The organism is Pseudomonas sp. CROZ-RG-20F-R04-15, from assembly GCF_022662375.1.
Lineage (GTDB): Bacteria > Pseudomonadota > Gammaproteobacteria > Pseudomonadales > Pseudomonadaceae > Aquipseudomonas.
In genome coordinates, this window is record NZ_JAKNQL010000004.1 from 282,563 (window position 1) to 300,872 (window position 18,310).

General features: G+C 59.5%; 20 protein-coding genes. 15 read left to right on the forward strand and 5 right to left on the reverse strand.

The window, feature by feature from the left end; genetic code table 11:
- The first annotated feature begins 93 nt into the window (after positions 1-93).
- The gene (locus tag L8H52_RS09110) at positions 94-327 is read left to right on the forward strand and encodes a hypothetical protein (protein WP_007912834.1); all 234 of its coding nucleotides are present in this window, start codon (positions 94-96) and stop codon (positions 325-327) included.
- Positions 328-1,037: 710 nt separating this feature from the next.
- Positions 1,038-2,546: a malate dehydrogenase (quinone) gene (mqo, locus tag L8H52_RS09115; RefSeq protein ID WP_242206817.1), complete on the forward strand. Its 1,509-nt coding sequence runs from the start codon at positions 1,038-1,040 to the stop codon at positions 2,544-2,546.
- A 67-nt stretch (positions 2,547-2,613) separates the two neighbouring features.
- Here the strand turns inward: mqo and L8H52_RS09120 are convergent, their stop codons facing one another.
- From L8H52_RS09120 to L8H52_RS09130, 3 genes are all read right to left on the reverse strand, one after another.
- On the reverse strand, positions 2,614-2,901 hold the full coding sequence (locus L8H52_RS09120; protein ID WP_201228458.1) for a PA4642 family protein: 288 nt from the start codon (positions 2,899-2,901) through the stop codon (positions 2,614-2,616).
- 63 nt (positions 2,902-2,964) lie between these two features.
- The gene (locus L8H52_RS09125) at positions 2,965-3,444 is read right to left on the reverse strand and encodes a hypothetical protein (RefSeq protein WP_242206818.1); all 480 of its coding nucleotides are present in this window, start codon (positions 3,442-3,444) and stop codon (positions 2,965-2,967) included.
- Positions 3,445-3,624: 180 nt separating this feature from the next.
- Complete coding sequence (locus tag L8H52_RS09130) at positions 3,625-4,182, reverse strand: hypoxanthine-guanine phosphoribosyltransferase (RefSeq protein WP_016987197.1); 558 nt, start codon at positions 4,180-4,182, stop codon at positions 3,625-3,627.
- Between the two features lie 164 nt (positions 4,183-4,346).
- Here L8H52_RS09130 and upp point away from each other — a divergent pair, with 164 nt between their 5' ends.
- Positions 4,347-4,985, forward strand: coding sequence for a uracil phosphoribosyltransferase (upp, locus tag L8H52_RS09135; protein ID WP_007912842.1), 639 nt, complete (start codon positions 4,347-4,349; stop codon positions 4,983-4,985).
- Between the two features lie 2 nt (positions 4,986-4,987).
- Positions 4,988-6,262: a uracil-xanthine permease family protein gene (locus tag L8H52_RS09140; protein WP_242206819.1), complete on the forward strand. Its 1,275-nt coding sequence runs from the start codon at positions 4,988-4,990 to the stop codon at positions 6,260-6,262.
- 122 nt (positions 6,263-6,384) lie between these two features.
- Here the strand turns inward: L8H52_RS09140 and hemH are convergent, their stop codons facing one another.
- Positions 6,385-7,410: a ferrochelatase gene (hemH, locus tag L8H52_RS09145; RefSeq protein ID WP_242206820.1), complete on the reverse strand. Its 1,026-nt coding sequence runs from the start codon at positions 7,408-7,410 to the stop codon at positions 6,385-6,387.
- Positions 7,411-7,423: 13 nt separating this feature from the next.
- Entirely contained in the window at positions 7,424-8,326 is a 903-nt protein-coding gene (locus L8H52_RS09150) for a TIGR01777 family oxidoreductase (protein ID WP_242206821.1), read from the reverse strand.
- Positions 8,327-8,523: 197 nt separating this feature from the next.
- On the opposite strand from L8H52_RS09150, the gene L8H52_RS09155 reads away from it, so the two are divergent.
- The 11 genes from L8H52_RS09155 to L8H52_RS09205 all read left to right on the forward strand — a co-directional run bounded on the left by L8H52_RS09155 (position 8,524) and on the right by L8H52_RS09205 (position 18,298).
- Positions 8,524-9,510, forward strand: coding sequence for an NAD(P)/FAD-dependent oxidoreductase (locus L8H52_RS09155; RefSeq protein WP_242206822.1), 987 nt, complete (start codon positions 8,524-8,526; stop codon positions 9,508-9,510).
- Positions 9,507-9,722 carry a TIGR02450 family Trp-rich protein gene (locus L8H52_RS09160; RefSeq protein ID WP_242206823.1) on the forward strand — a complete coding sequence of 72 codons (216 nt, stop codon included), beginning with the start codon at positions 9,507-9,509 and terminating at the stop codon, positions 9,720-9,722. Before L8H52_RS09155 ends, L8H52_RS09160 begins: the two co-directional genes overlap by 4 nt.
- 220 nt (positions 9,723-9,942) lie before the next feature.
- Entirely contained in the window at positions 9,943-10,905 is a 963-nt protein-coding gene (locus L8H52_RS09165; protein WP_122663033.1) for a DUF523 and DUF1722 domain-containing protein, read from the forward strand.
- Positions 10,905-11,846: a MerR family transcriptional regulator gene (locus tag L8H52_RS09170; protein WP_242206824.1), complete on the forward strand. Its 942-nt coding sequence runs from the start codon at positions 10,905-10,907 to the stop codon at positions 11,844-11,846. Before L8H52_RS09165 ends, L8H52_RS09170 begins: the two co-directional genes overlap by 1 nt.
- A gap of 20 nt (positions 11,847-11,866) precedes the next feature.
- Positions 11,867-13,312, forward strand: a complete 1,446-nt coding sequence (phrB, locus tag L8H52_RS09175; protein WP_242206825.1) for a deoxyribodipyrimidine photo-lyase — start codon at positions 11,867-11,869, stop codon at positions 13,310-13,312.
- Positions 13,305-13,727, forward strand: a complete 423-nt coding sequence (locus tag L8H52_RS09180) for a nuclear transport factor 2 family protein (protein ID WP_016987206.1) — start codon at positions 13,305-13,307, stop codon at positions 13,725-13,727. Before phrB ends, L8H52_RS09180 begins: the two co-directional genes overlap by 8 nt.
- A complete protein-coding gene (locus L8H52_RS09185; protein WP_242206826.1) occupies positions 13,724-14,506 on the forward strand; it encodes an SDR family NAD(P)-dependent oxidoreductase in 783 nt (260 codons plus the stop codon). Before L8H52_RS09180 ends, L8H52_RS09185 begins: the two co-directional genes overlap by 4 nt.
- Positions 14,503-15,750 carry an FAD-dependent oxidoreductase gene (locus tag L8H52_RS09190; protein ID WP_242206827.1) on the forward strand — a complete coding sequence of 416 codons (1,248 nt, stop codon included), beginning with the start codon at positions 14,503-14,505 and terminating at the stop codon, positions 15,748-15,750. The genes L8H52_RS09185 and L8H52_RS09190 overlap by 4 nt, the downstream gene beginning before the upstream one ends.
- A complete protein-coding gene (locus L8H52_RS09195; protein WP_242206828.1) occupies positions 15,747-16,562 on the forward strand; it encodes a DUF1365 domain-containing protein in 816 nt (271 codons plus the stop codon). The genes L8H52_RS09190 and L8H52_RS09195 overlap by 4 nt, the downstream gene beginning before the upstream one ends.
- Positions 16,549-17,814, forward strand: a complete 1,266-nt coding sequence (locus tag L8H52_RS09200; protein ID WP_242206829.1) for a cyclopropane-fatty-acyl-phospholipid synthase family protein — start codon at positions 16,549-16,551, stop codon at positions 17,812-17,814. Before L8H52_RS09195 ends, L8H52_RS09200 begins: the two co-directional genes overlap by 14 nt.
- Entirely contained in the window at positions 17,807-18,298 is a 492-nt protein-coding gene (locus tag L8H52_RS09205; protein ID WP_242206830.1) for a DUF2878 domain-containing protein, read from the forward strand. The genes L8H52_RS09200 and L8H52_RS09205 overlap by 8 nt, the downstream gene beginning before the upstream one ends.
- Positions 18,299-18,310: the final 12 nt, after the last annotated feature.

The following is an 18,310-nucleotide window of genomic DNA, read 5'->3' on the forward strand; positions in this document are numbered from 1 at the left end:
AGCGGTTCCTGTCACAGATTATTCACCCGGCATACACGTTCACGTCACGGCGCTTTGACAACCTTGCAATCAGTCCCCACAAGGTACTCAATCATGCGTTATCTGATCTCGTTGTTCGCGCCACGCCCGCTGCACCGCAGCTTCGCTCTGCTCGATCGCAACGGCCATTGCCAGGCATTCAAGCAGTGCAGCCTTCAACCGATGGGTGACGGCTGGGTGGAAATCGAAGAAATCCGCCTCAACTGGTTGCACCAGCCACTCCCCGCCAGCGCCCGCGTCATAGCGTCGCAGCCCCGCGCACGGGTGCAAGCGATGTTGAGCATCTGACCGGATGCCTAATAAAAGTCATTAAACACGAGCAACTGCCCGCATTTCTTCGATACAATCTCCCCCCGATTATAAGGACGTCTCCTGATCGGGCCCCGCAACAGCGTCAATGCGCATGCATCGACACCCAAAATCGCCCACAGAGAGCCGCCCACACAGATCGAGTGAAGTTGGCGCGCTTGCCTGTTCTTCCGGCAAAAACCCCGCTTTTCGCGAATCTGCAGAGCTGTCATGACGCTCGGCCACCGCGTTGTTTTGCCTTTGCGGGCAAGGTGCCAGGCCTGGACAGCCCTTTTTTGAGGTTCACGTCTTCAAAAGAGCGTGAAAAAAACGGGTTTTCACAACTTCACAAGAGTGTGGCGAGCAAATGAAAAGTTTTGCGTCTGAACATGCACCATTAGCGTCTGAAACAGCCCAACGACACAGGACCGGGTATACCTCGAATATCGGAGCCTGAAGCCTGTCCGCTACGGATTTGGTTGCACAAAAACGGATGTCTCGACCATAAGTCGAATTGCCAGCTGCGTGCTGAAATGAGTTCATGGAGCTCTTGAAAGCCAAGCCGCATACATCCGTCGAAGTTGCGAAAAATTGCGAAGATTCGGACATGGCGAACCTGACCACGGATAGCCCGGACATCACTGACCTGTCCCGGAACGCCTGGCAGCCATGCCGACAATTTGGTGCTGCAGATTTTGGAGACGCGTTAAATGGCGCATAACGAAGCAGTCGACGTAGTACTGGTTGGGGCCGGCATCATGAGTGCCACCCTTGCCGTACTGCTCAAAGAGCTCGACCCCGCGATCAAGCTGGAAGTCGTCGAGCTGATGGATTCCGGTGCTGCGGAGAGTTCCAACCCGTGGAACAACGCCGGTACCGGTCACGCGGGCCTGTGCGAGCTGAACTACACGCCGCAAGCCGCCGATGGCACCGTCGACATCAAGAAAGCCGTGCACATCAACACCCAGTTCGAGGTGTCGAAGCAGTTCTGGTCGTACCTGACCAAAAAAGGCACGTTCGGCTCGTGCAAATCCTTCATCAGCCCGGTGCCACACCTGAGTTTCGTCCAGGGCGACAATGGTGTGTCCTTCCTCAAGTCCCGCTTCGACGTGCTGCACAAGCATCACGCGTTCGCCGACATGGAGTACACCGAAGACAAGGCCAAGATGGCCGAGTGGATGCCGCTGATGATGCCGGGCCGCGCGCCGGACGAAGTCCTCGCCGCCACTCGCGTGATGAACGGCACCGACGTCAACTTTGGCGCCCTGACCAATCAGTTGCTCAAGCACCTGACCAGCGCTCCCGATGCTCAAGTCAAATACTGCAAGCGCGTGACCGGCCTCAAGCGTAACGGCAGTGGCTGGACCGTCAGCATCAAGGACGTCAACAGCGGCAGCACTCGTGAAGTCGACGCCAAATTCGTCTTCCTCGGCGCTGGCGGCGCGGCCCTGCCGTTGCTGCAGGCTTCGGGCATCGAAGAAAGCAAAGGCTTCGGCGGCTTCCCGATCAGCGGCCAGTGGCTGCGTTGCGACAACCCGGAAGTGGTCAAACAGCACCAGGCCAAGGTCTACAGCCAGGCTGCTGTAGGTTCGCCACCGATGTCGGTGCCGCACCTCGACACCCGCGTTGTTGACGGCAAGAAATCCCTGCTGTTCGGGCCATACGCCGGTTTCACCACCAAGTTCCTCAAGCACGGCTCCTTCATGGACCTGCCGCTGTCGGTTCGCGCCGGCAACATCGGGCCGATGCTGGCCGTGGCGAAAAACAACATGGACCTGACCAAGTACCTGGTCAGCGAAGTGATGCAATCGATGGAACAGCGCCTGGATTCCCTGCGCCGTTTCTACCCGGAGGCGAAAGCCGAAGACTGGCGCCTGGAAGTGGCCGGCCAACGGGTGCAGATCATCAAGAAAGACCCGAAAAAGGGCGGCATCCTGCAGTTCGGTACCGAACTGGTGTCGGCCAAGGACGGTTCCCTCGCCGCCCTGCTCGGTGCTTCGCCAGGCGCGTCGGTGACCGTTTCGATCATGCTTGAGCTGATCGAGAAGTGCTTCCCGGCCAAGGCCAAAGGCGAGTGGGCTGGCAAACTGGCGGAAATCTTCCCGGCCCGTGAAAAGGTTCTGGAAACCGATGCTGCGCTGTATCGCAAGATCAACACGCAGAACAACATCGCGCTGGAACTGGTTGAAGAAAGCAGCGAGACCCCAAGCTACGCTTGATCACGCCGCATAAAAAACGCCCCGTACTCAGTGAGTGCGGGGCGTTTTTTTATGCTTGGGAAAAGTCTCAGGTGCGGGACTTTTCGATCAGCTCGATGTATTCCGGGGCATTGCGCTGATCGGCGATCAGCTCAACGAAGGTCTTACCCTGCTCGTCCTTGCCATCGACGTCGTAACCGGCTTCGACGAAGAAGCCCAAGAAGCGTTCGAAGTCATCGATGCGCAGGCCACGGTAAGCCTTGATCAGTTTGTGCAGCGACGGCGAAGTGGCGTCGACCGGCTCAAAATCGAGGAACAGCTTGATCTGCTCATCGCCGATCTCGTCACCAATCACTTGTTTCTTATCTTTACGCATTGCCGACTCCAGCTCGCAGACATGACACGGGGCGGGCAGTTTACCCCTGCCCGGCCGCCCGGCTCAACGCGATCGCACCGCCCCAGTGTGCAAATCGGCCCAGATATGACCGTTGGCGTAACTGAGGAACTGCACATACACGGTGTCATTGCGCAGCAGATCGATGATCACGCGGTACTGGGCCTGTGGATAAAACAACGTCAACGTTTTGCTTTTGTCGTCGTAGATCGGCTTTTTCAGGCTTTTGCTTTCGCCGTCGAAATTGACCAACACCTGAGCGATGGTCGCGCCTTTGTTCAGGGATTTGCCCTTGAGGCGAATCATCAGCGGTGAGGTGACCGGGATCGGCTGCTGATTGGACTGGCGTTGTGCGCCGACCACCACTGAGTAGTCGGTGACCTGCAGGAGTTGCTGCTGCTCGGGCTCGGCATCGCGCACGGTCAGATCGTCCGGCGGCAGGAATTGACTGTGCATCGGCGCGGCGGAAAGAGGCAGGCAGAAGATCAAGGAAAATGCGGCGAGGCTGCGGATCAAGAGGCGCATGACAGGCTCCGGAAGGCGGGGCCGAGCACTCTAGCATGGGTATCGCGGATGGATCAGCACACACAAAACAACTGTGAGAGCGAGCCTGCTCGCGAAAGCGGTGTGTCAGTTTTCAATGATGCTGACTGACACGACGCCTTCGCGAGCAGGCTCGCTCCCACAGGGGATAGCGCGGGGTTCTTACATGCCTTTAACGGCAAAGATCCCGTTGGCGTTGCGCCAGTAGCCTTTGTAGTCCATGCCGTAACCGAAGATGTAGCGGTCAATGCACGGCAGGCCAACGAAATCGGCCTTCAGGTCTGGACGCGCCTTGCGGTCGTGATCCTTGTCGATCAGTACGGCGGTGTGCACTTTGCGCGCGCCGGCGTGTTTGCAGAAGTCGATGATCGCGCCGAGGGTGTGACCTTCATCGAGGATGTCGTCGATGATCAGCACGTCGCGGTCGATGAACGAGACTTCCGGCTTGGCTTTCCAGAACAGGTCGCCGCCGCTGGTTTCGTTGCGATAACGGGTCGCGTGCAGGTAGGAGGCTTCCAGCGGGAACTGCAGATGCGTCAGCAGTTTGCCGGAGAAGATCAGGCCGCCGTTCATCACGCAGAACACCACCGGGTTGCTGTCAGCCAGTTGTTCGTTGATTTGTGCACCGACGCGGGCGATGGCGGCCTCGACTTCAGATTCGGTGTACAGGCAGTCAGCCTCTCGCATGATTTGACGGATATGCTCGAGATCAGCGGACATGGCGCTCTCCAGGGGGGTGGCGGAATTGGAAAAGCGGGCAAAGGTACGCATCCCGCCCGGTCGAATCAAGCCTTTATGGACTAACGTACAGAATGTCCTATAGGACATCACCCTCGGATAGATTAATCTAGGCCGGTTTTTTTGCCCGCCGCCGGAGTTTTTCCATGCCCATCCTTGAGATCCGCCATCCGCTGATCCGCCATAAACTCGGCCTGATGCGCCGCGCTGACATCAGCACCAAGAATTTCCGTGAGCTCGCTCAGGAAGTCGGCGCCCTGTTGACCTATGAAGCTACAAAAGATCTGCCGCTGGAATCCTACGATATTGCAGGCTGGTGCGGCACTGTGTCGGTCGAGAAAATCGCCGGCAAGAAGATCACCGTCGTGCCGATTCTGCGCGCCGGTATCGGCATGCTTGAAGGCGTGCTGAGCCTGATCCCGGGCGCCAAGGTTTCCGCTGTGGGCGTCGCCCGCAACGAAGAAACCCTGCAAGCGCACACCTATCTGGAAAAACTGGTTCCGGAAATCGACGAACGGTTGGCGATGATCATCGACCCGATGCTCGCCACCGGCAGCTCGATGGTTGCGACCATTGATCTGCTGAAGAAAGCCGGCTGCAAGGACATCCGCGCGATGGTGCTGGTTGCCGCGCCGGAAGGTATCGCCGCAGTAGAAAAAGCTCACCCGGACGTAACCATCTACACCGCGTCCATCGATGAGCGCTTGAACGAGCACGGTTACATCATCCCTGGACTTGGCGACGCCGGTGACAAGATCTTCGGCACCAAGCAGAAGGACGCGTAACCATGCAGCAAGAGTTCAACGATCCGCTCTGGCGCACGGTGCTGTCCGGCGCCCAGATGCTGTTCGTGGCTTTCGGCGCTCTGGTGCTGATGCCGCTGATCACGGGCCTGGACCCGAACGTGGCACTGTTTACCGCGGGTTTAGGGACGATCCTGTTCCAGATCGTCACCGGGCGTCAGGTACCGGTGTTTCTGGCGTCGAGCTTCGCTTTCATCACCCCGATCATTCTCGCCAAGGGCCAGTTCGGCCTTGCTGCGACCATGGGCGGCGTGATGGCGGCCGGTTTCGTCTACACCTTCCTCGGCCTTGCCGTGAAGATCAAAGGCACCGGTTTTATCGACCGTTTGCTGCCACCGGTAGTGATCGGTCCGGTGATCATTTCCATCGGTCTGGCCATGGCGCCGATTGCCGCGAACATGGCGATGGGCAAGGCTGGTGACGGTTCTGAACTGATCCACTACCAGACCGCGATGATGATCTCGATGCCGGCATTGCTGACCACGCTGATCGTGGCGGTGTTCGGCAAAGGCATCTTCCGCTTGGTGCCGATCATTTCCGGCGTGCTGGTCGGTTTTGCCATGGCGTTCTATTTCGGCGTGGTCGACACCGCGAAGATTGCCGCTGCGCCTTGGTTTGCGATTCCGCACTTCACTGCACCGGAGTTCAACTGGCAGGCGATTCTGTTCATCGTTCCGGTGGCGTTGGCCCCGGCCATTGAACACATCGGCGGCGTGATTGCGGTCGGTAGCGTGACCGGTCGCGATTACCTGAAGAAGCCGGGCCTGCATCGCACCCTGCTCGGTGACGGCATTGCCACCACCGCTGCCGGCATGTTCGGTGGTCCGCCAAACACTACTTACGCCGAAGTGACGGGCGCAGTGATGCTGACCAAGAACTACAACCCGAAAATCATGACCTGGGCAGCGATCTTCGCTATCACCCTGGCGTTCATCGGCAAGTTCGGCGCGCTGCTGCAAAGCATTCCGGTGCCGGTGATGGGCGGGATTCTGTGCTTGCTGTTCGGTTCGATCGCGGCGGTGGGGATGAACACCCTGATCCGTCACAAGATTGATCTGGGCGAAGCACGCAATCTGGTGATCGTGTCGGTAACGTTGGTGTTCGGGATTGGCGGTGTGCTGGTCGGCACCGGGACTGGCCCGGACGACTTCGGCCTCAAAGGCATCGCGCTGTGCGCGGTGGTGGCGATTGCGCTGAACCTGATTCTGCCGGGCAATGATGGCTGGAAGAACAAGAAGGCGGATGAGCCGCTGATCTGAACCTTTAGATCGTCGCTGCCTGAAAGATAGCTTTCGCGAGCAGGCTCGCTCCCACATTGGAATGCATTCAAATGTGGGAGCGAGCCTGCTCCGGGCGGCGTTCCGACGAAGCTTTTGGCTTTTTAAAGGGCCAGCGGCGCTCGTTCGCAGAGGGTCGCCAAGGCCTTGGCCCATTGCCGGTCGTCATTCAGGCATGGCACCAGCACCAACTCCTCGCCCCCTGCTTCGCGGAACTGCTCCTTGCCGCGATCGCCAATCTCTTCCAGCGTCTCGATGCAATCGGCGACAAACGCCGGGCACATCACCAGAATCTTCTTCACGCCGCTTTTCGCCAATTCATCGAGGCGCGCTTCGGTGTACGGTTCGATCCACTTCGCCCGCCCCAGACGCGACTGAAACGATACCGACCATTTGCCCTCTGGCAGACCCATGCGCTCAGCAAACAACGCTGCGGTACGCAGGCATTGCGCGCGATAACAGGTGGCCAATACCGCAGGCGAGGCGTTCTTGCAGCAGTCTTCATTCTTGAAGCAATGATTGCCGGTCGGATCGAGTTTGGTCAGGTGCCGCTCAGGCAAACCGTGGAAGCTCAGCAGCAAGTGATCGTAATCCTGTTGCAGATGCGGCCTGGCGCTTTCGACCAGCGCGTCGAGGTATTCCGGCTGATCGTAGAACGGTTGCAGCACCGACAGTTGCACGTTGAGTTTCTTTTCGCGGATCACCCGCTTGGCTTCTTCAATCACCGTCGTGGTGGTGCTGTCGGCGAACTGTGGATACAGCGGCGCCAGCGTGATGCGTTGGTGACCTGCCGCGACCAGTTTCAGCAAACAGGTTTCTATCGACGGTTCGCCGTAGCGCATCGCCAACTCGACCGGGCCGTGGCTCCACTGCGCGGTCATCTGCTGTTGCAGACGACGACTGAGCACCACCAGCGGCGAACCCTCATCCCACCAGATCGACGCATAGGCGTGGGCCGATTGCTCCGGGCGCTTGATCAGGATCAGCGACACCAGCAGACGCCGTACCGGCCATGGCAGGTCGATCACGTACGGGTCCATCAGGAATTGATTGAGGTAACTGCGCACATCGGCCACAGAAGTCGAGGCCGGGGAACCCAGGTTGACCAGAAGCAAAGCGTGATCGGTCATGCAACGTCCTATTTCAGAGGCGGCCGGAGAGATCGTCCAGGGCCGCGCGTAAATCCGTGAACTGGAAAGTGAAACCCGCTTCCAGCAAGCGTGCCGGCAAGGCCTTCTGGCCGCCGAGCAACAACAAAGACATCTCACCGAGGCCGACCTTCAGTGCCAGGGTCGGCATCGGCATGAACGCCGGGCGGTGTAAAACGCTGCCCAGCGTCTTGGCAAATTCGCGATTGCGCACCGGTTGCGGCGCGCAGGCATTATAAGGACCAGCGGCCTGCTCGCGGTGCAGAAGAAAATCAATCAGGGCGATTTGATCGTTGATATGAATCCACGGCATCCACTGCCGGCCATTGCCCAAAGGCCCGCCCAATCCGAGTTTGAACGGCAACAGCAACCGCGACAAAAAGCCGCCCTCGGCCGACAGCACCAGACCGGTTCTCACCAGCACCACGCGGATACCCAGCGACTCGGCACGCAATGCGGTTTCTTCCCAGGCAATGCATAACTGGCTGGCGAAGTCGTCAATCACTGGCGGCGATTCTTCGGTCAACTCGCGCTCACCGCCGTCGCCATACCAGCCGATCGCCGATCCGGAAATCAGCAGCGCCGGTTTCTGTGATCGCGTTTCAAGCCATGCCAGCAAGGTTTCCGTGAGCTTTATACGGCTGCTCCACAGCAACGCTTTGCGCCGATGGGTCCACGGCCGATCGGCAATCGGCGCGCCGGCCAGATTGATAATCGCGTCGACAGGCTCTTCGCCAATATCTTCCAGACGCGCAATGCCACGCACCTGCGCACCACAGATTTTCGCGACTTTTTCCGGTTTGCGGCTCCACACCGTCAGGCGATGCCCTTGCCCCAACCAGTGCCGGCAGAGCTGACGTCCTATCAAACCAGTACCGCCGGTCAGCAATATGTGCATGACATCTTCCTCGCGTGGCGTTTAACCCGGATCACTAGTCTATTTTTATAAGCAGGGATCTTTTCTATCGGGCAGGCTCTATTGTTTAACCATAGGCCAAGCTGTCAGAACGAGAACGCTAGAAGTTATACCAAAAAACAAAATTGTACAGGTTTCATCCACGGCGTAGTCTGTACAGAAAGGTAAACGAGGCCCCTATGACTGTACCTATCGCAATCATCGGCACCGGCATCGCCGGGCTCTCCGCCGCCCAGGCTCTGACAGAGACCGGGCATACCGTGCAATTGTTCGATAAAAGTCGCGGCAGCGGCGGGCGCATGTCGAGCAAGCGCAGCGACGCTGGCTCGCTGGACCTGGGCGCGCAATATTTCACCGCGCGCGACCGCCGCTTCGTCACCGAAGTGCAACGCTGGCAAAGCCAGGGCTGGGTCGCCGAGTGGACGCCGCAGCTCTACACCTATCAGGGCGGGCAGTTGAATCTGTCGCCGGACGAGCAGACCCGCTGGGTCGGCACGCCGCGCATGAGCGCCATCACCCGTGGTTTGCTCGACGGTCTGGAAGTGCATTTCGCCTGCCGGATTACCGAGGTTTTTCGCGGTGAAGAGCACTGGCATTTGCAAGACGCCGAAGGCTTCACCCACGGGCCATTCAGCCACGTGGTGATTGCCACGCCAGCCCCGCAAGCGACGGCATTGCTGGCCGCTGCGCCGAAGCTGGCCGGTGCCGCCGCCGGGGTGAAAATGGACCCGACCTGGGCCGTCGCCCTCGCCTTCGAAACGCCGCTGGATACGCCGATCGAAGGCTGCTTCGTGCAAGACAGCCCACTCGACTGGCTGGCGCGCAACCGCAGCAAACCGGGACGCGACACCACCCTCGACACGTGGGTGCTGCATGCCACCAGCGCGTGGAGCCGGCAACACATCGACCTGTCCAAGGAAGCGGTGATCGAGCATCTGCACGGTGCGTTTGCCGAATTGCTGCACAGCGCGATGCCCGCGCCGACCTTCAGCCTCGCCCACCGCTGGCTCTATGCACGTCCGGCGACAGGGCACGAATGGGCCACGCTGGCCGACGCCGATCTGGGCCTGTATGCCTGCGGCGACTGGTGCCTTTCCGGCCGCGTCGAAGGGGCCTGGCTGAGCGGTCAGGAGGCTGCACGTCGCTTGCATGAGCACCTGCAGTGAAGCGCATCAATCCGCAAAAATTGCTGCTGTCGAAATGGACAGCAGCTCACCCGCAGAATCGTGAAAAACACTTTCTGGTGACTGAGTTGTTCCGTGATGAGGAAGGCACCGTGCTGGAAGTTGAATTGCAGGCGGTGTTGACCAAACGCGCCGAACGCCTCGATTGGCAGGTACTGCAAAACAACGCTGAATGGCTGCAGGGCTGGAAGTAAATACCCTCCCCTGTGGGAGCGAGCTTGCTCGCGAACGCGGTGAATCAGCCAAAGCATCTGTTGAATGTTAATCCGCTTTCGCGAGCAAGCTCGCTCCCACAGTAAACTGCGCTCAATCCGAAAAAGTTATACAAATGATTTGACTTGTACACCCATGAATCTATGCTGAAGAAAGTTGTACAGAGATAAACCTCTGTACAGGTATAGATTCGAGGTGCCCATGTCCGATCCTTGCGTAGCCAAACCAAAAATCGCCATCAGCGCCTGTCTGCTCGGTGCCGAGGTGCGCTACAACGGTGGGCACAAGGAATCACGGCTGTGCAGCCGCACCCTCACCGAGCATTTCGATTTCGTCCCGGTTTGCCCGGAGGTCGCAATCGGCCTGGGCATTCCCCGCGAGCCGATCCGCCTCGTCGGTGATCCAGAACATCCTGAAGCCATCGGCACGGTAAACCCGGCGATCAACGTCACCCGGCCACTGGCCGAATACGGCGAGAAAATGGCCGCCGAACTGGATGACATCTGCGGCTACATCTTCATGCAGCAATCGCCGTCCTGTGGTCTGGAACGGGTCAAGGTCTACCACGCCAACGGCGCCCCGGTGAACGGCGGCGGGCGCGGGATCTACGCCCAAGCGTTCTGCGCCCGTCATCCGGATCTGCCGGTAGAAGAAGCCGGGCGCCTCAACGATCCAGTGCTGCGCGAGAACTTCATCACCCGCGTGTTCGCCTACAGCGAATGGCAACAAGTCATCGCCCGAGGCTTGAGCCGCCGCACGCTCACCGAATTCCATTCGCGCTACAAATACTTGCTGATGGCGCACAACCCGCTGCAATACAAGGCGCTGGGCAAACTGCTCGGCAATATGGCCGACACCGATCCCGTCGAACTCGGCCCGCGCTATTTCAGCGAACTGATGGCGGCGCTGAAAAAATGCGCCACCCGTGGCACGCACTGCAACGTGCTGCTGCACATCAGCGGTTATCTGAAACAAGTGATCAGCGCCGAAGACAAACAGGAAATGGTCCACGTCATCAGCCAATACCGCCTCGGCATCGTGCCCTTGGTGGTGCCGTTGACGCTGCTCAAGCATCACTTTCGCCTCCATCCGGACCCGTACATCGCGCAACAGGTTTACCTGCAACCGCACCCGGAAAACCTCAGTCTGCGAAACGCCATCTAATGAACGACAAACTCGATAGCAGTGCCCGGGAAGACCTTGGCGCTGATTTTAAAAAAGCCCTCGACGAAGGCTGGCTGCCGATTCGCGAAGTCGCGCGGCAGACCGGCGTCAACGCCATCACCCTGCGGGCATGGGAACGCCGCTACGGGCTAGTGGTCCCGCAACGCACGCCGAAGGGGCACCGGCTCTACTCGGCCGAACATGTGCAGCGAATTCTGACCATCCTCACCTGGCTCAACCGTGGCGTGGCAGTCAGTCAGGTCAAACCACTGCTCGACACGCCACAGGCGTTCAGCGAATCGGTGGAAAACGACTGGCAACGCTTGCGCCATACGTTGCTGACCGCCGTCACGCAACTCAGTGAACGCAGCCTCGATGACAGCGTCAATCAGGCCATGGCGCTCTACCCGCCACGCACGTTGTGCGAGCAATTGCTGATGCCGCTGCTGGCTGAACTGGAGCAGCGCTGGCAGGGCCAATTCGGCGCGCAGATGGAGCGGGTGTTTTTTTACTCGTGGTTACGCAGCAAATTCGGCGCACGCATCTACCATAACAATCGTCAGTTAAATGCTGCCCCACTGTTGTTGATCAATCATTCCGACCTGCCACTGGAACCTCATCTGTGGCTATGCGCGTGGCTGATCAGCAGTGCCGATTGCCCGGTGCAAGTGTTGGACTGGCCGCTGCCGGCCGGCGAATTGGCACTGGCCGTGGAACACCTGCAAGCCCGTGGCGTACTGCTGTATTCCAGCAAAGCCATGAACCTTGCGCAGTTGCCGAAACTATTGAACGGAGTCAGTTGCCCAAAAATGCTGGTCGGACCAACGGTATGCATCCACCACGCCGAGTTGTCCGTAAGAACTTCCGAGATTGTTGATTTGTTCCTGGCTGAAGATCCGCTGATGGCGCACCAGGTACTCGTTCAGCGTGGGCTGATCTAATGGACGCAGTGAGTTCCGACATGCAATTGATCTGGCTGCGCAGCGACTTGCGCCTACATGACAACACCGCCCTCGCGGCCGCCGCAGCGCGCGGCCCGACGGTCGCGGTGTACCTGTTGAGCCCGCAGCAATGGCTTGAGCATGACGATGCAGCTTGCAAGGTCGATTTCTGGCTGCGCAACCTGCGTGAGCTGAGCGCAAGCCTTGGCAAACTCAACATCCCGTTGCTGATTCGCACTGCAACCCATTGGGATAAGGCCCCTGCGGAACTGCTCAAGCTCTGCCGGCAACTGAAGATAGCGGCGGTTCACGTCAATGAAGAATATGGCGTCCATGAAAATCGTCGCGATGCAGCGGTCGCCGCGGCGCTGAAGGCCGAGGACATCGATTTCCACAGCTATCTTGATCAACTGCTGTTCAAACCAGGCACGGTGCTGACCAAGACCGACAGTTACTTCAAGGTATTCAGCCAGTTCAGAAAGGTCTGCTACGAACGCCTGCACCGCTCGATGCCTGCCCTGGTTAAAGCCCCCGGCAAACAGGAGAAACTTGAGGTCGACAGCGACCCGATTCCCGAGTCCATTAAAGGCTTCGCCACACCGAGCCAATCCCTGCGCGATCTGTGGCCCGCCGGCGAACAGGAAGCCCGGCGCCGTCTCGACACCTTCACCGACGCGCAGATCGTTTACTACCAGAGCGAACGCGACTTCCCGGCCAAACCCGGCACCAGCCAGCTCTCGGCGTATCTCGCTGCTGGCGTGATCTCGCCGCGCCAATGCCTGCACGCCGCCCTGCAAAGCAATCAAGGCGAGTTCGAAAGCGGCAAGGTCGGTGCGGTCACCTGGATCAACGAGCTGCTGTGGCGCGAGTTCTACAAGCACATTCTGGTCGGCTACCCACGGGTCTCAAGGCATCGCGCTTTCCGCCCGGAAACCGAAGCACTGGCCTGGCGTGATGCGCCGGACGATCTCGCCGCGTGGCAAGAGGCGCGCACCGGTCTGCCGATCATCGATGCCGCCATGCGCCAATTGCTGGAAACCGGCTGGATGCACAATCGCCTGCGCATGGTCGTGGCGATGTTTCTGACAAAAAACCTGCTGATCGACTGGCGCGAAGGCGAACGCTTTTTCATGCGTCATCTGATCGACGGGGATCTGGCAGCGAACAACGGTGGCTGGCAGTGGAGCTCTTCGACCGGGACCGACTCGGCGCCTTATTTCCGCATCTTCAATCCGCTGAGCCAGTCGGAAAAATTCGACAGCGAAGGCCTGTTCATCAGGCACTGGTTGCCGGAACTCGCCGACCTCAACAAAAAAGAATTGCACAACCCGGCCAACCTCGGTGGTTTGTTCGGTGCGGTGGATTACCCGTCGCCGATCGTCAACCTCAGCGACTCACGGCAACGGGCACTGGCAGCCTTCAAGAACCTGCCTGCGCGTACGTCTACAGGAGGCGACGATGAGTGAATTCCTGCGCCGCTTCGCCCGGCAGTTTTCAGCGTTGAACAAAGACAACCTGCAAAGCCTGGGCGAGCTGTACAGCGATGACATTCACTTCACCGACCCGCTGCACGAGGTTCAGGGGCTGGCGCAGCTACGCGACTATTTCGGCGAGTTGTACGCCAACGTCAGTGAACTGCGCTTCGACTTTCATGGTTTCGACCAGATCGGCGACTGCGAAGGCTATTTGCGCTGGGTCATGAGTTATCGCCATCCGCGCCTGGCGGGCGGCCGTGTGATTCGCGTCAGCGGTTGCTCGCACTTGCTGTGGCACGACAAGGTTTATCGCCACCGGGATTATTTCGATGCCGGGGCGCTGCTGTATGAACATTTGCCAGTATTGGGCCGGGTCATCGCCTGGCTGAAAAGGAGAATGGGATGAGTCGTACACCTCCACGGCGTTATTGGCTGACCGGTGCCAGCAGTGGCATCGGCGCAGCTCTGGCTGAGGAAATTCTGAAAACCGGCGCACACCTGGCGGTGAGTTCCCGTCAGGTTGCGCCGCTCAAAGTCTTGTCGCAACGCTATCCGGGACAAGTACTGGTGGTGCCGGGGGATCTGACCAACAGCCAGACGGTGCGCGAAATCGGCGAGCAGATCATGCAGGACTGGGGTTCGCTGGACTCGGTGATTCTCAACGCCGGCACCTGCGAATACGTGGATGCCAAACAGTTCGATTCCTCGATCATCGAGCATGTGGTGCGCACCAATCTGCTCGCCAGCAGTTATTGCATCGAGGCCGCCCTGCCGCTGTTGCGTAAGGGCACCGCGCCGCATTTGATCGGCGTGGCCAGCTCGGTGACCTATCTGCCGCTGCCACGGGCCGAAGCCTATGGCGCCTCGAAGGCCGGTTTGCGCTACCTGTTCGAATCGCTGCGCATTGACCTGGCTGACGAAGGCATTGAAGTCACCGTGGTCAGCCCCGGTTTTGTCGAAACACCGCTGACTGCCAAAAACGATTTCCCCATGCCTTTGAGCTGGCCTGTGGATAAGGCCGCACGGCACATTTTCGCCAAGCTCAAGGATCGGCCATTGGAAATCGCCTTTCCGGCGCTGTTCATGGCCGCGCTATGGCCGCTGTCGAAACTGCCGGCGCGGGTACAACTGGCAATCGGCAAGCGCATGGTGCGCAAGTCACCTCCGCTGACGGATCCGACATGAAAATAGCCATCGTCGGCAGCGGGATCGCCGGGCTTACCTGCGCCTACCTGCTCAATCGCCGCCATGAAGTGACGGTGTTCGAGGCGGGCGACTGGGTCGGTGGCCACACGCACACGGTGCCGGTGACCGTCGATGGCCGCCAATATGCGGTGGACACCGGCTTCATCGTGTTCAACGACTGGACCTACCCGAACTTCATCCGCTTGCTCGGCCAGCTCGGCGTGGCGTTCAAGCCGACGGAAATGAGTTTCTCGGTGACCGACCCGGACACCGGTCTGGAATACAACGGCAACAACCTCAACAGCCTCTTCGCCCAGCGCAGCAATCTGTTTTCGCCGGGATTCTGGGGCATGTTGCGCGACATTCTGCGCTTCAACAAAGAAGCCCAGCGCGACCTCATCGAACTGCGCATCGCCGCTGACACCACCCTCGACGACTACCTCAAGGCTGGTGGTTACGGCGAACGCTTTATCCTGCATTACATCGTGCCGATGGGCTCGGCGATCTGGTCGATGCCGATGGCGGAAATGCTCAATTTCCCGCTGCAGTTTTTTGTGCGGTTCTTCAAGAACCACGGGCTGTTGTCGGTCAGCGATCGGCCGCAATGGCAAGTTATCGAAGGTGGTTCCAGCGCCTATATCACGCCGCTGACAGCTGGGTTCAAGGACAGGATTCGTCTCAATTGCCCGGTGACACGGGTTGATCGCGATGTGCATGGCGTGGTTATCCACAGCCCGGCGGGGCTCGAACACTTCGATCAGGTAGTGTTCGCCTGCCACAGCGATCAAGCGTTGCAACTGCTGGCGGTGCCGAGCGATGCCGAACGCGCGATCCTCGGCGCCCTGCCCTACGCCGACAATGAAGTGGTGTTGCACACCGACACGCGTTTGCTGCCGACACGCAAACTGGCTTGGGCGAGCTGGAATTATCGGCTCAGCGGCACCGGCCATACCCACGCCGCCGTCACCTACGACATGAATATTCTGCAGGGCATTCAGAGCGACACCACGTTCTGCGTCAGCCTCAATCAGAGTGCCGGCATCAGCCCCGACAAAGTGCTCGCCCGCTACACCTACGCCCACCCACAGTTCAGCCTCGCGGCAGCGGCCGCACAGCAACGCTGGGGCGAACTGGATGGCGCGCAACACACGCATTATTGCGGCGCCTACTGGGCCAATGGTTTTCATGAGGATGGTGTGGTCAGCGCATTGCGCGTGGCCGCCGCGTTCGGGGAAACCTTATGAACAGCGCCCTTTACAGTGGCTGGATCGGCCATCGGCGCTTCTCGCCGCGCCGCCATGAATTCCGCTACCGGATCGGTTTGCTCTACCTCGACCTCAGCGAGCAGGACGCCGTGCTTGCACTGTCGCCGCTGGCCGGGCGCAGTCGCTTTGCGCCTTTTTCGTTTCGCGAGACCGACTATCTCAAGACTTTTACCAGCCGTGGCGTGCGCCTGATCGATGCTGTGCGCCAGCAGGTTGGCCTCGCCATCGGCCACGAACCGCAAGGCTCGATCTGCTTGCTGACCCAAGCGCGCAGCTGGGGGTTGTCATTCAATCCGGTGAGTTTCTTTTACTGCCATGAGGCGGATGGGCAACTCGCCGCAATCGTCTGCGAAGTCACCAACACGCCGTGGCGCGAGCGTTATCACTATGTGCTGCCGGCACGCACGCCTGTCGACCTGCAGGATTTTCATCAGCACTTCGCCGTGGCCAAAGCCTTTCACGTTTCACCGTTTTTGCCGCGCGATCTTGAATACCGCATGAGCTTCAGCCCCGCTGCGCAAACCCTCGGCGTGCACATGGCCGACTGGCAGGGCGAGCACAAATTGTTCGACGCGACGCTCAATCTCCGACGCGAAAACCTTGATCGCCGCAGCGTGCATCGTTACCTGCGGCGCTTTCCGTGGATGACCGCGAAAACCGCCCTGGCGATTTATTGGCAGGCGCTGCGGCTGCTACTCAAGCGCGCACCGATTTTTGCTCATCAGGCTGCCGACGGCAGCTTTCAAACCGCCACTGTGCCTCCCAAGGAGCACCGCCATGAAATCCTCTAGCCTGTCGGTCAGTCGGCTCAGCACCAACGGTTTGACCGGGTCGTTGCTGCGTCGCGGCGTATTGCGTCAATTGTCTCAGCTCAAACAAGGGCAATTGATGGTGGTCGAGGATGGCGAACAGCTGATGTTCGGCACACCGGGCAGTGCCTTGCTCGGGGAAATCCATGTGACGGATCCGGCCGTCTGGGGCATGGTCGCCGGCAATGGTTCGATTGGTGCCGGTGAGGCCTTTATCCACGGCTATTGGAGTTCGCCGGATCTGACAGCGGTGGTGCGCGTGTTCGTCAGCAACCTCGACGTGCTCGATGCCATGGAGCGTGGTCTGGCCCGTCTCAGCCGGCCGTTGGTGCAAGGCCTGCACTGGCTCAATCGCAATACGCGCAAGGGCTCGCAGAAAAACATCGCCGCCCACTACGATCTGGGCAACGACCTGTTCGAACAGTTTCTCGACCCGACCATGATGTATTCGGCGGCGCAATTTCTCACCCCTGAGGACAGCCTCGAACAGGCGCAGTTGAACAAGCTGGAGCGGATCTGCCAGAAGCTTGCGCTCAAACCCGGCGACCATTTGCTGGAGATCGGCACGGGTTGGGGCAGCATGGCGTTGTATGCCGCACAGAATTACGGCTGCCGCGTGACCACCACGACCCTGTCACACGAGCAGTACGCATTTACCGCAAAGCGCATTGAGCAACTGGGCTTGCAGGATCAGGTCACGCTGCTGCTCAAGGACTACCGCGACCTTACCGGCGAGTACGACAAACTGGTGTCGATCGAGATGATCGAAGCAGTCGGTCACCGTTTCCTGCCGACCTACTTCAAACAGTGCGCGCACTTGCTCAAGAGCAATGGCCTGATGCTGATCCAGGCGATCACCATCCGCGAGCAGCGCTACGAGCAGGCCAAACGCGGCGTCGATTTCATCCAGCGCTACATCTTCCCCGGCGGCGCCCTGCCCTGCGTGCAGAAAATGCTCGAAGTGGTCAGCCGCGATACCGATATGAACCTGCTGCACATGGAGGATTTCGGCCTGCATTACGCGCGAACCCTGCGCTTGTGGCACGAGAACTTCCGCCGTGCCCATGGTCGTTTGAGCGAGTTGGGTTATGACGATTACTTCCTGCGCCTGTGGGAGTTTTACCTGTGCTACTGCGAGGGCGGCTTCCTCGAACGCACTATCGGTACCGCGCAATTGTTGCTCGCCAAACCGGCCGCAATGACCGCGCCGTTGCTCGGGCGTTTCGATGCTTGAGCGTGTTGCCAATGCCGTGCTGTTCCAGCTCGGCTGGCTGACCTGTGTACTCGGCGGCAACAGCTTGTGGTTGTTGCTGGCGTTGGCGGTACTGGTGATCCATCTGCGCTGGATCAGCAGTTGGGCGGCTGAAGGTCGTTTGATTTTGAGCGTGGTGATTGTCGGCACCGCTGTGGACAGTCTGTTGCGCGGTGTCGGCGTGTTCGAGTTTCAGGATCAGTCGCCGCTGATTCCGCTGTGGCTGATGCTGCTCTGGGCGCTGCTGGCGACCACGTTGCGCCATTGTCTGCAATGGAGCGCCCGGCCGTGGTGGCTGGCCAGTGTGCTCGGCGCAGTTGGTGGAGCGCTGTCGTATTACGCCGGCGGACGCTTGGCCGGGGTGCAATTTCCCTACGGTGAGTTACCGACCCTGATCGGCATCGGCCTGCTCTGGGCACTGCTGTTTCCGCTGCTGCATGCGATGGCGCGACGGCTGGCGCACTGAGCGTCTGTCAGA

Bases quoted from the DNA above. Each gene is read 5' to 3' on its own strand.
- L8H52_RS09110 (WP_007912834.1), top strand. From the start codon at position 94: ATGCGTTATCTGATCTCGTTGTTCGCGCCACGCCCGCTGCACCGCAGC.
- mqo (WP_242206817.1), top strand. From the start codon at position 1,038: ATGGCGCATAACGAAGCAGTCGACGTAGTACTGGTTGGGGCCGGCATC.
- L8H52_RS09120 (WP_201228458.1), bottom strand. From the start codon at position 2,901: ATGCGTAAAGATAAGAAACAAGTGATTGGTGACGAGATCGGCGATGAG.
- L8H52_RS09125 (WP_242206818.1), bottom strand. From the start codon at position 3,444: ATGCGCCTCTTGATCCGCAGCCTCGCCGCATTTTCCTTGATCTTCTGC.
- L8H52_RS09130 (WP_016987197.1), bottom strand. From the start codon at position 4,182: ATGTCCGCTGATCTCGAGCATATCCGTCAAATCATGCGAGAGGCTGAC.
- upp (WP_007912842.1), top strand. From the start codon at position 4,347: ATGCCCATCCTTGAGATCCGCCATCCGCTGATCCGCCATAAACTCGGC.
- L8H52_RS09140 (WP_242206819.1), top strand. From the start codon at position 4,988: ATGCAGCAAGAGTTCAACGATCCGCTCTGGCGCACGGTGCTGTCCGGC.
- hemH (WP_242206820.1), bottom strand. From the start codon at position 7,410: ATGACCGATCACGCTTTGCTTCTGGTCAACCTGGGTTCCCCGGCCTCG.
- L8H52_RS09150 (WP_242206821.1), bottom strand. From the start codon at position 8,326: ATGCACATATTGCTGACCGGCGGTACTGGTTTGATAGGACGTCAGCTC.
- L8H52_RS09155 (WP_242206822.1), top strand. From the start codon at position 8,524: ATGACTGTACCTATCGCAATCATCGGCACCGGCATCGCCGGGCTCTCC.
- L8H52_RS09165 (WP_122663033.1), top strand. From the start codon at position 9,943: ATGTCCGATCCTTGCGTAGCCAAACCAAAAATCGCCATCAGCGCCTGT.
- L8H52_RS09170 (WP_242206824.1), top strand. From the start codon at position 10,905: ATGAACGACAAACTCGATAGCAGTGCCCGGGAAGACCTTGGCGCTGAT.
- phrB (WP_242206825.1), top strand. From the start codon at position 11,867: ATGCAATTGATCTGGCTGCGCAGCGACTTGCGCCTACATGACAACACC.
- L8H52_RS09180 (WP_016987206.1), top strand. From the start codon at position 13,305: ATGAGTGAATTCCTGCGCCGCTTCGCCCGGCAGTTTTCAGCGTTGAAC.
- L8H52_RS09185 (WP_242206826.1), top strand. From the start codon at position 13,724: ATGAGTCGTACACCTCCACGGCGTTATTGGCTGACCGGTGCCAGCAGT.
- L8H52_RS09190 (WP_242206827.1), top strand. From the start codon at position 14,503: ATGAAAATAGCCATCGTCGGCAGCGGGATCGCCGGGCTTACCTGCGCC.
- L8H52_RS09195 (WP_242206828.1), top strand. From the start codon at position 15,747: ATGAACAGCGCCCTTTACAGTGGCTGGATCGGCCATCGGCGCTTCTCG.
- L8H52_RS09200 (WP_242206829.1), top strand. From the start codon at position 16,549: ATGAAATCCTCTAGCCTGTCGGTCAGTCGGCTCAGCACCAACGGTTTG.
- L8H52_RS09205 (WP_242206830.1), top strand. From the start codon at position 17,807: ATGCTTGAGCGTGTTGCCAATGCCGTGCTGTTCCAGCTCGGCTGGCTG.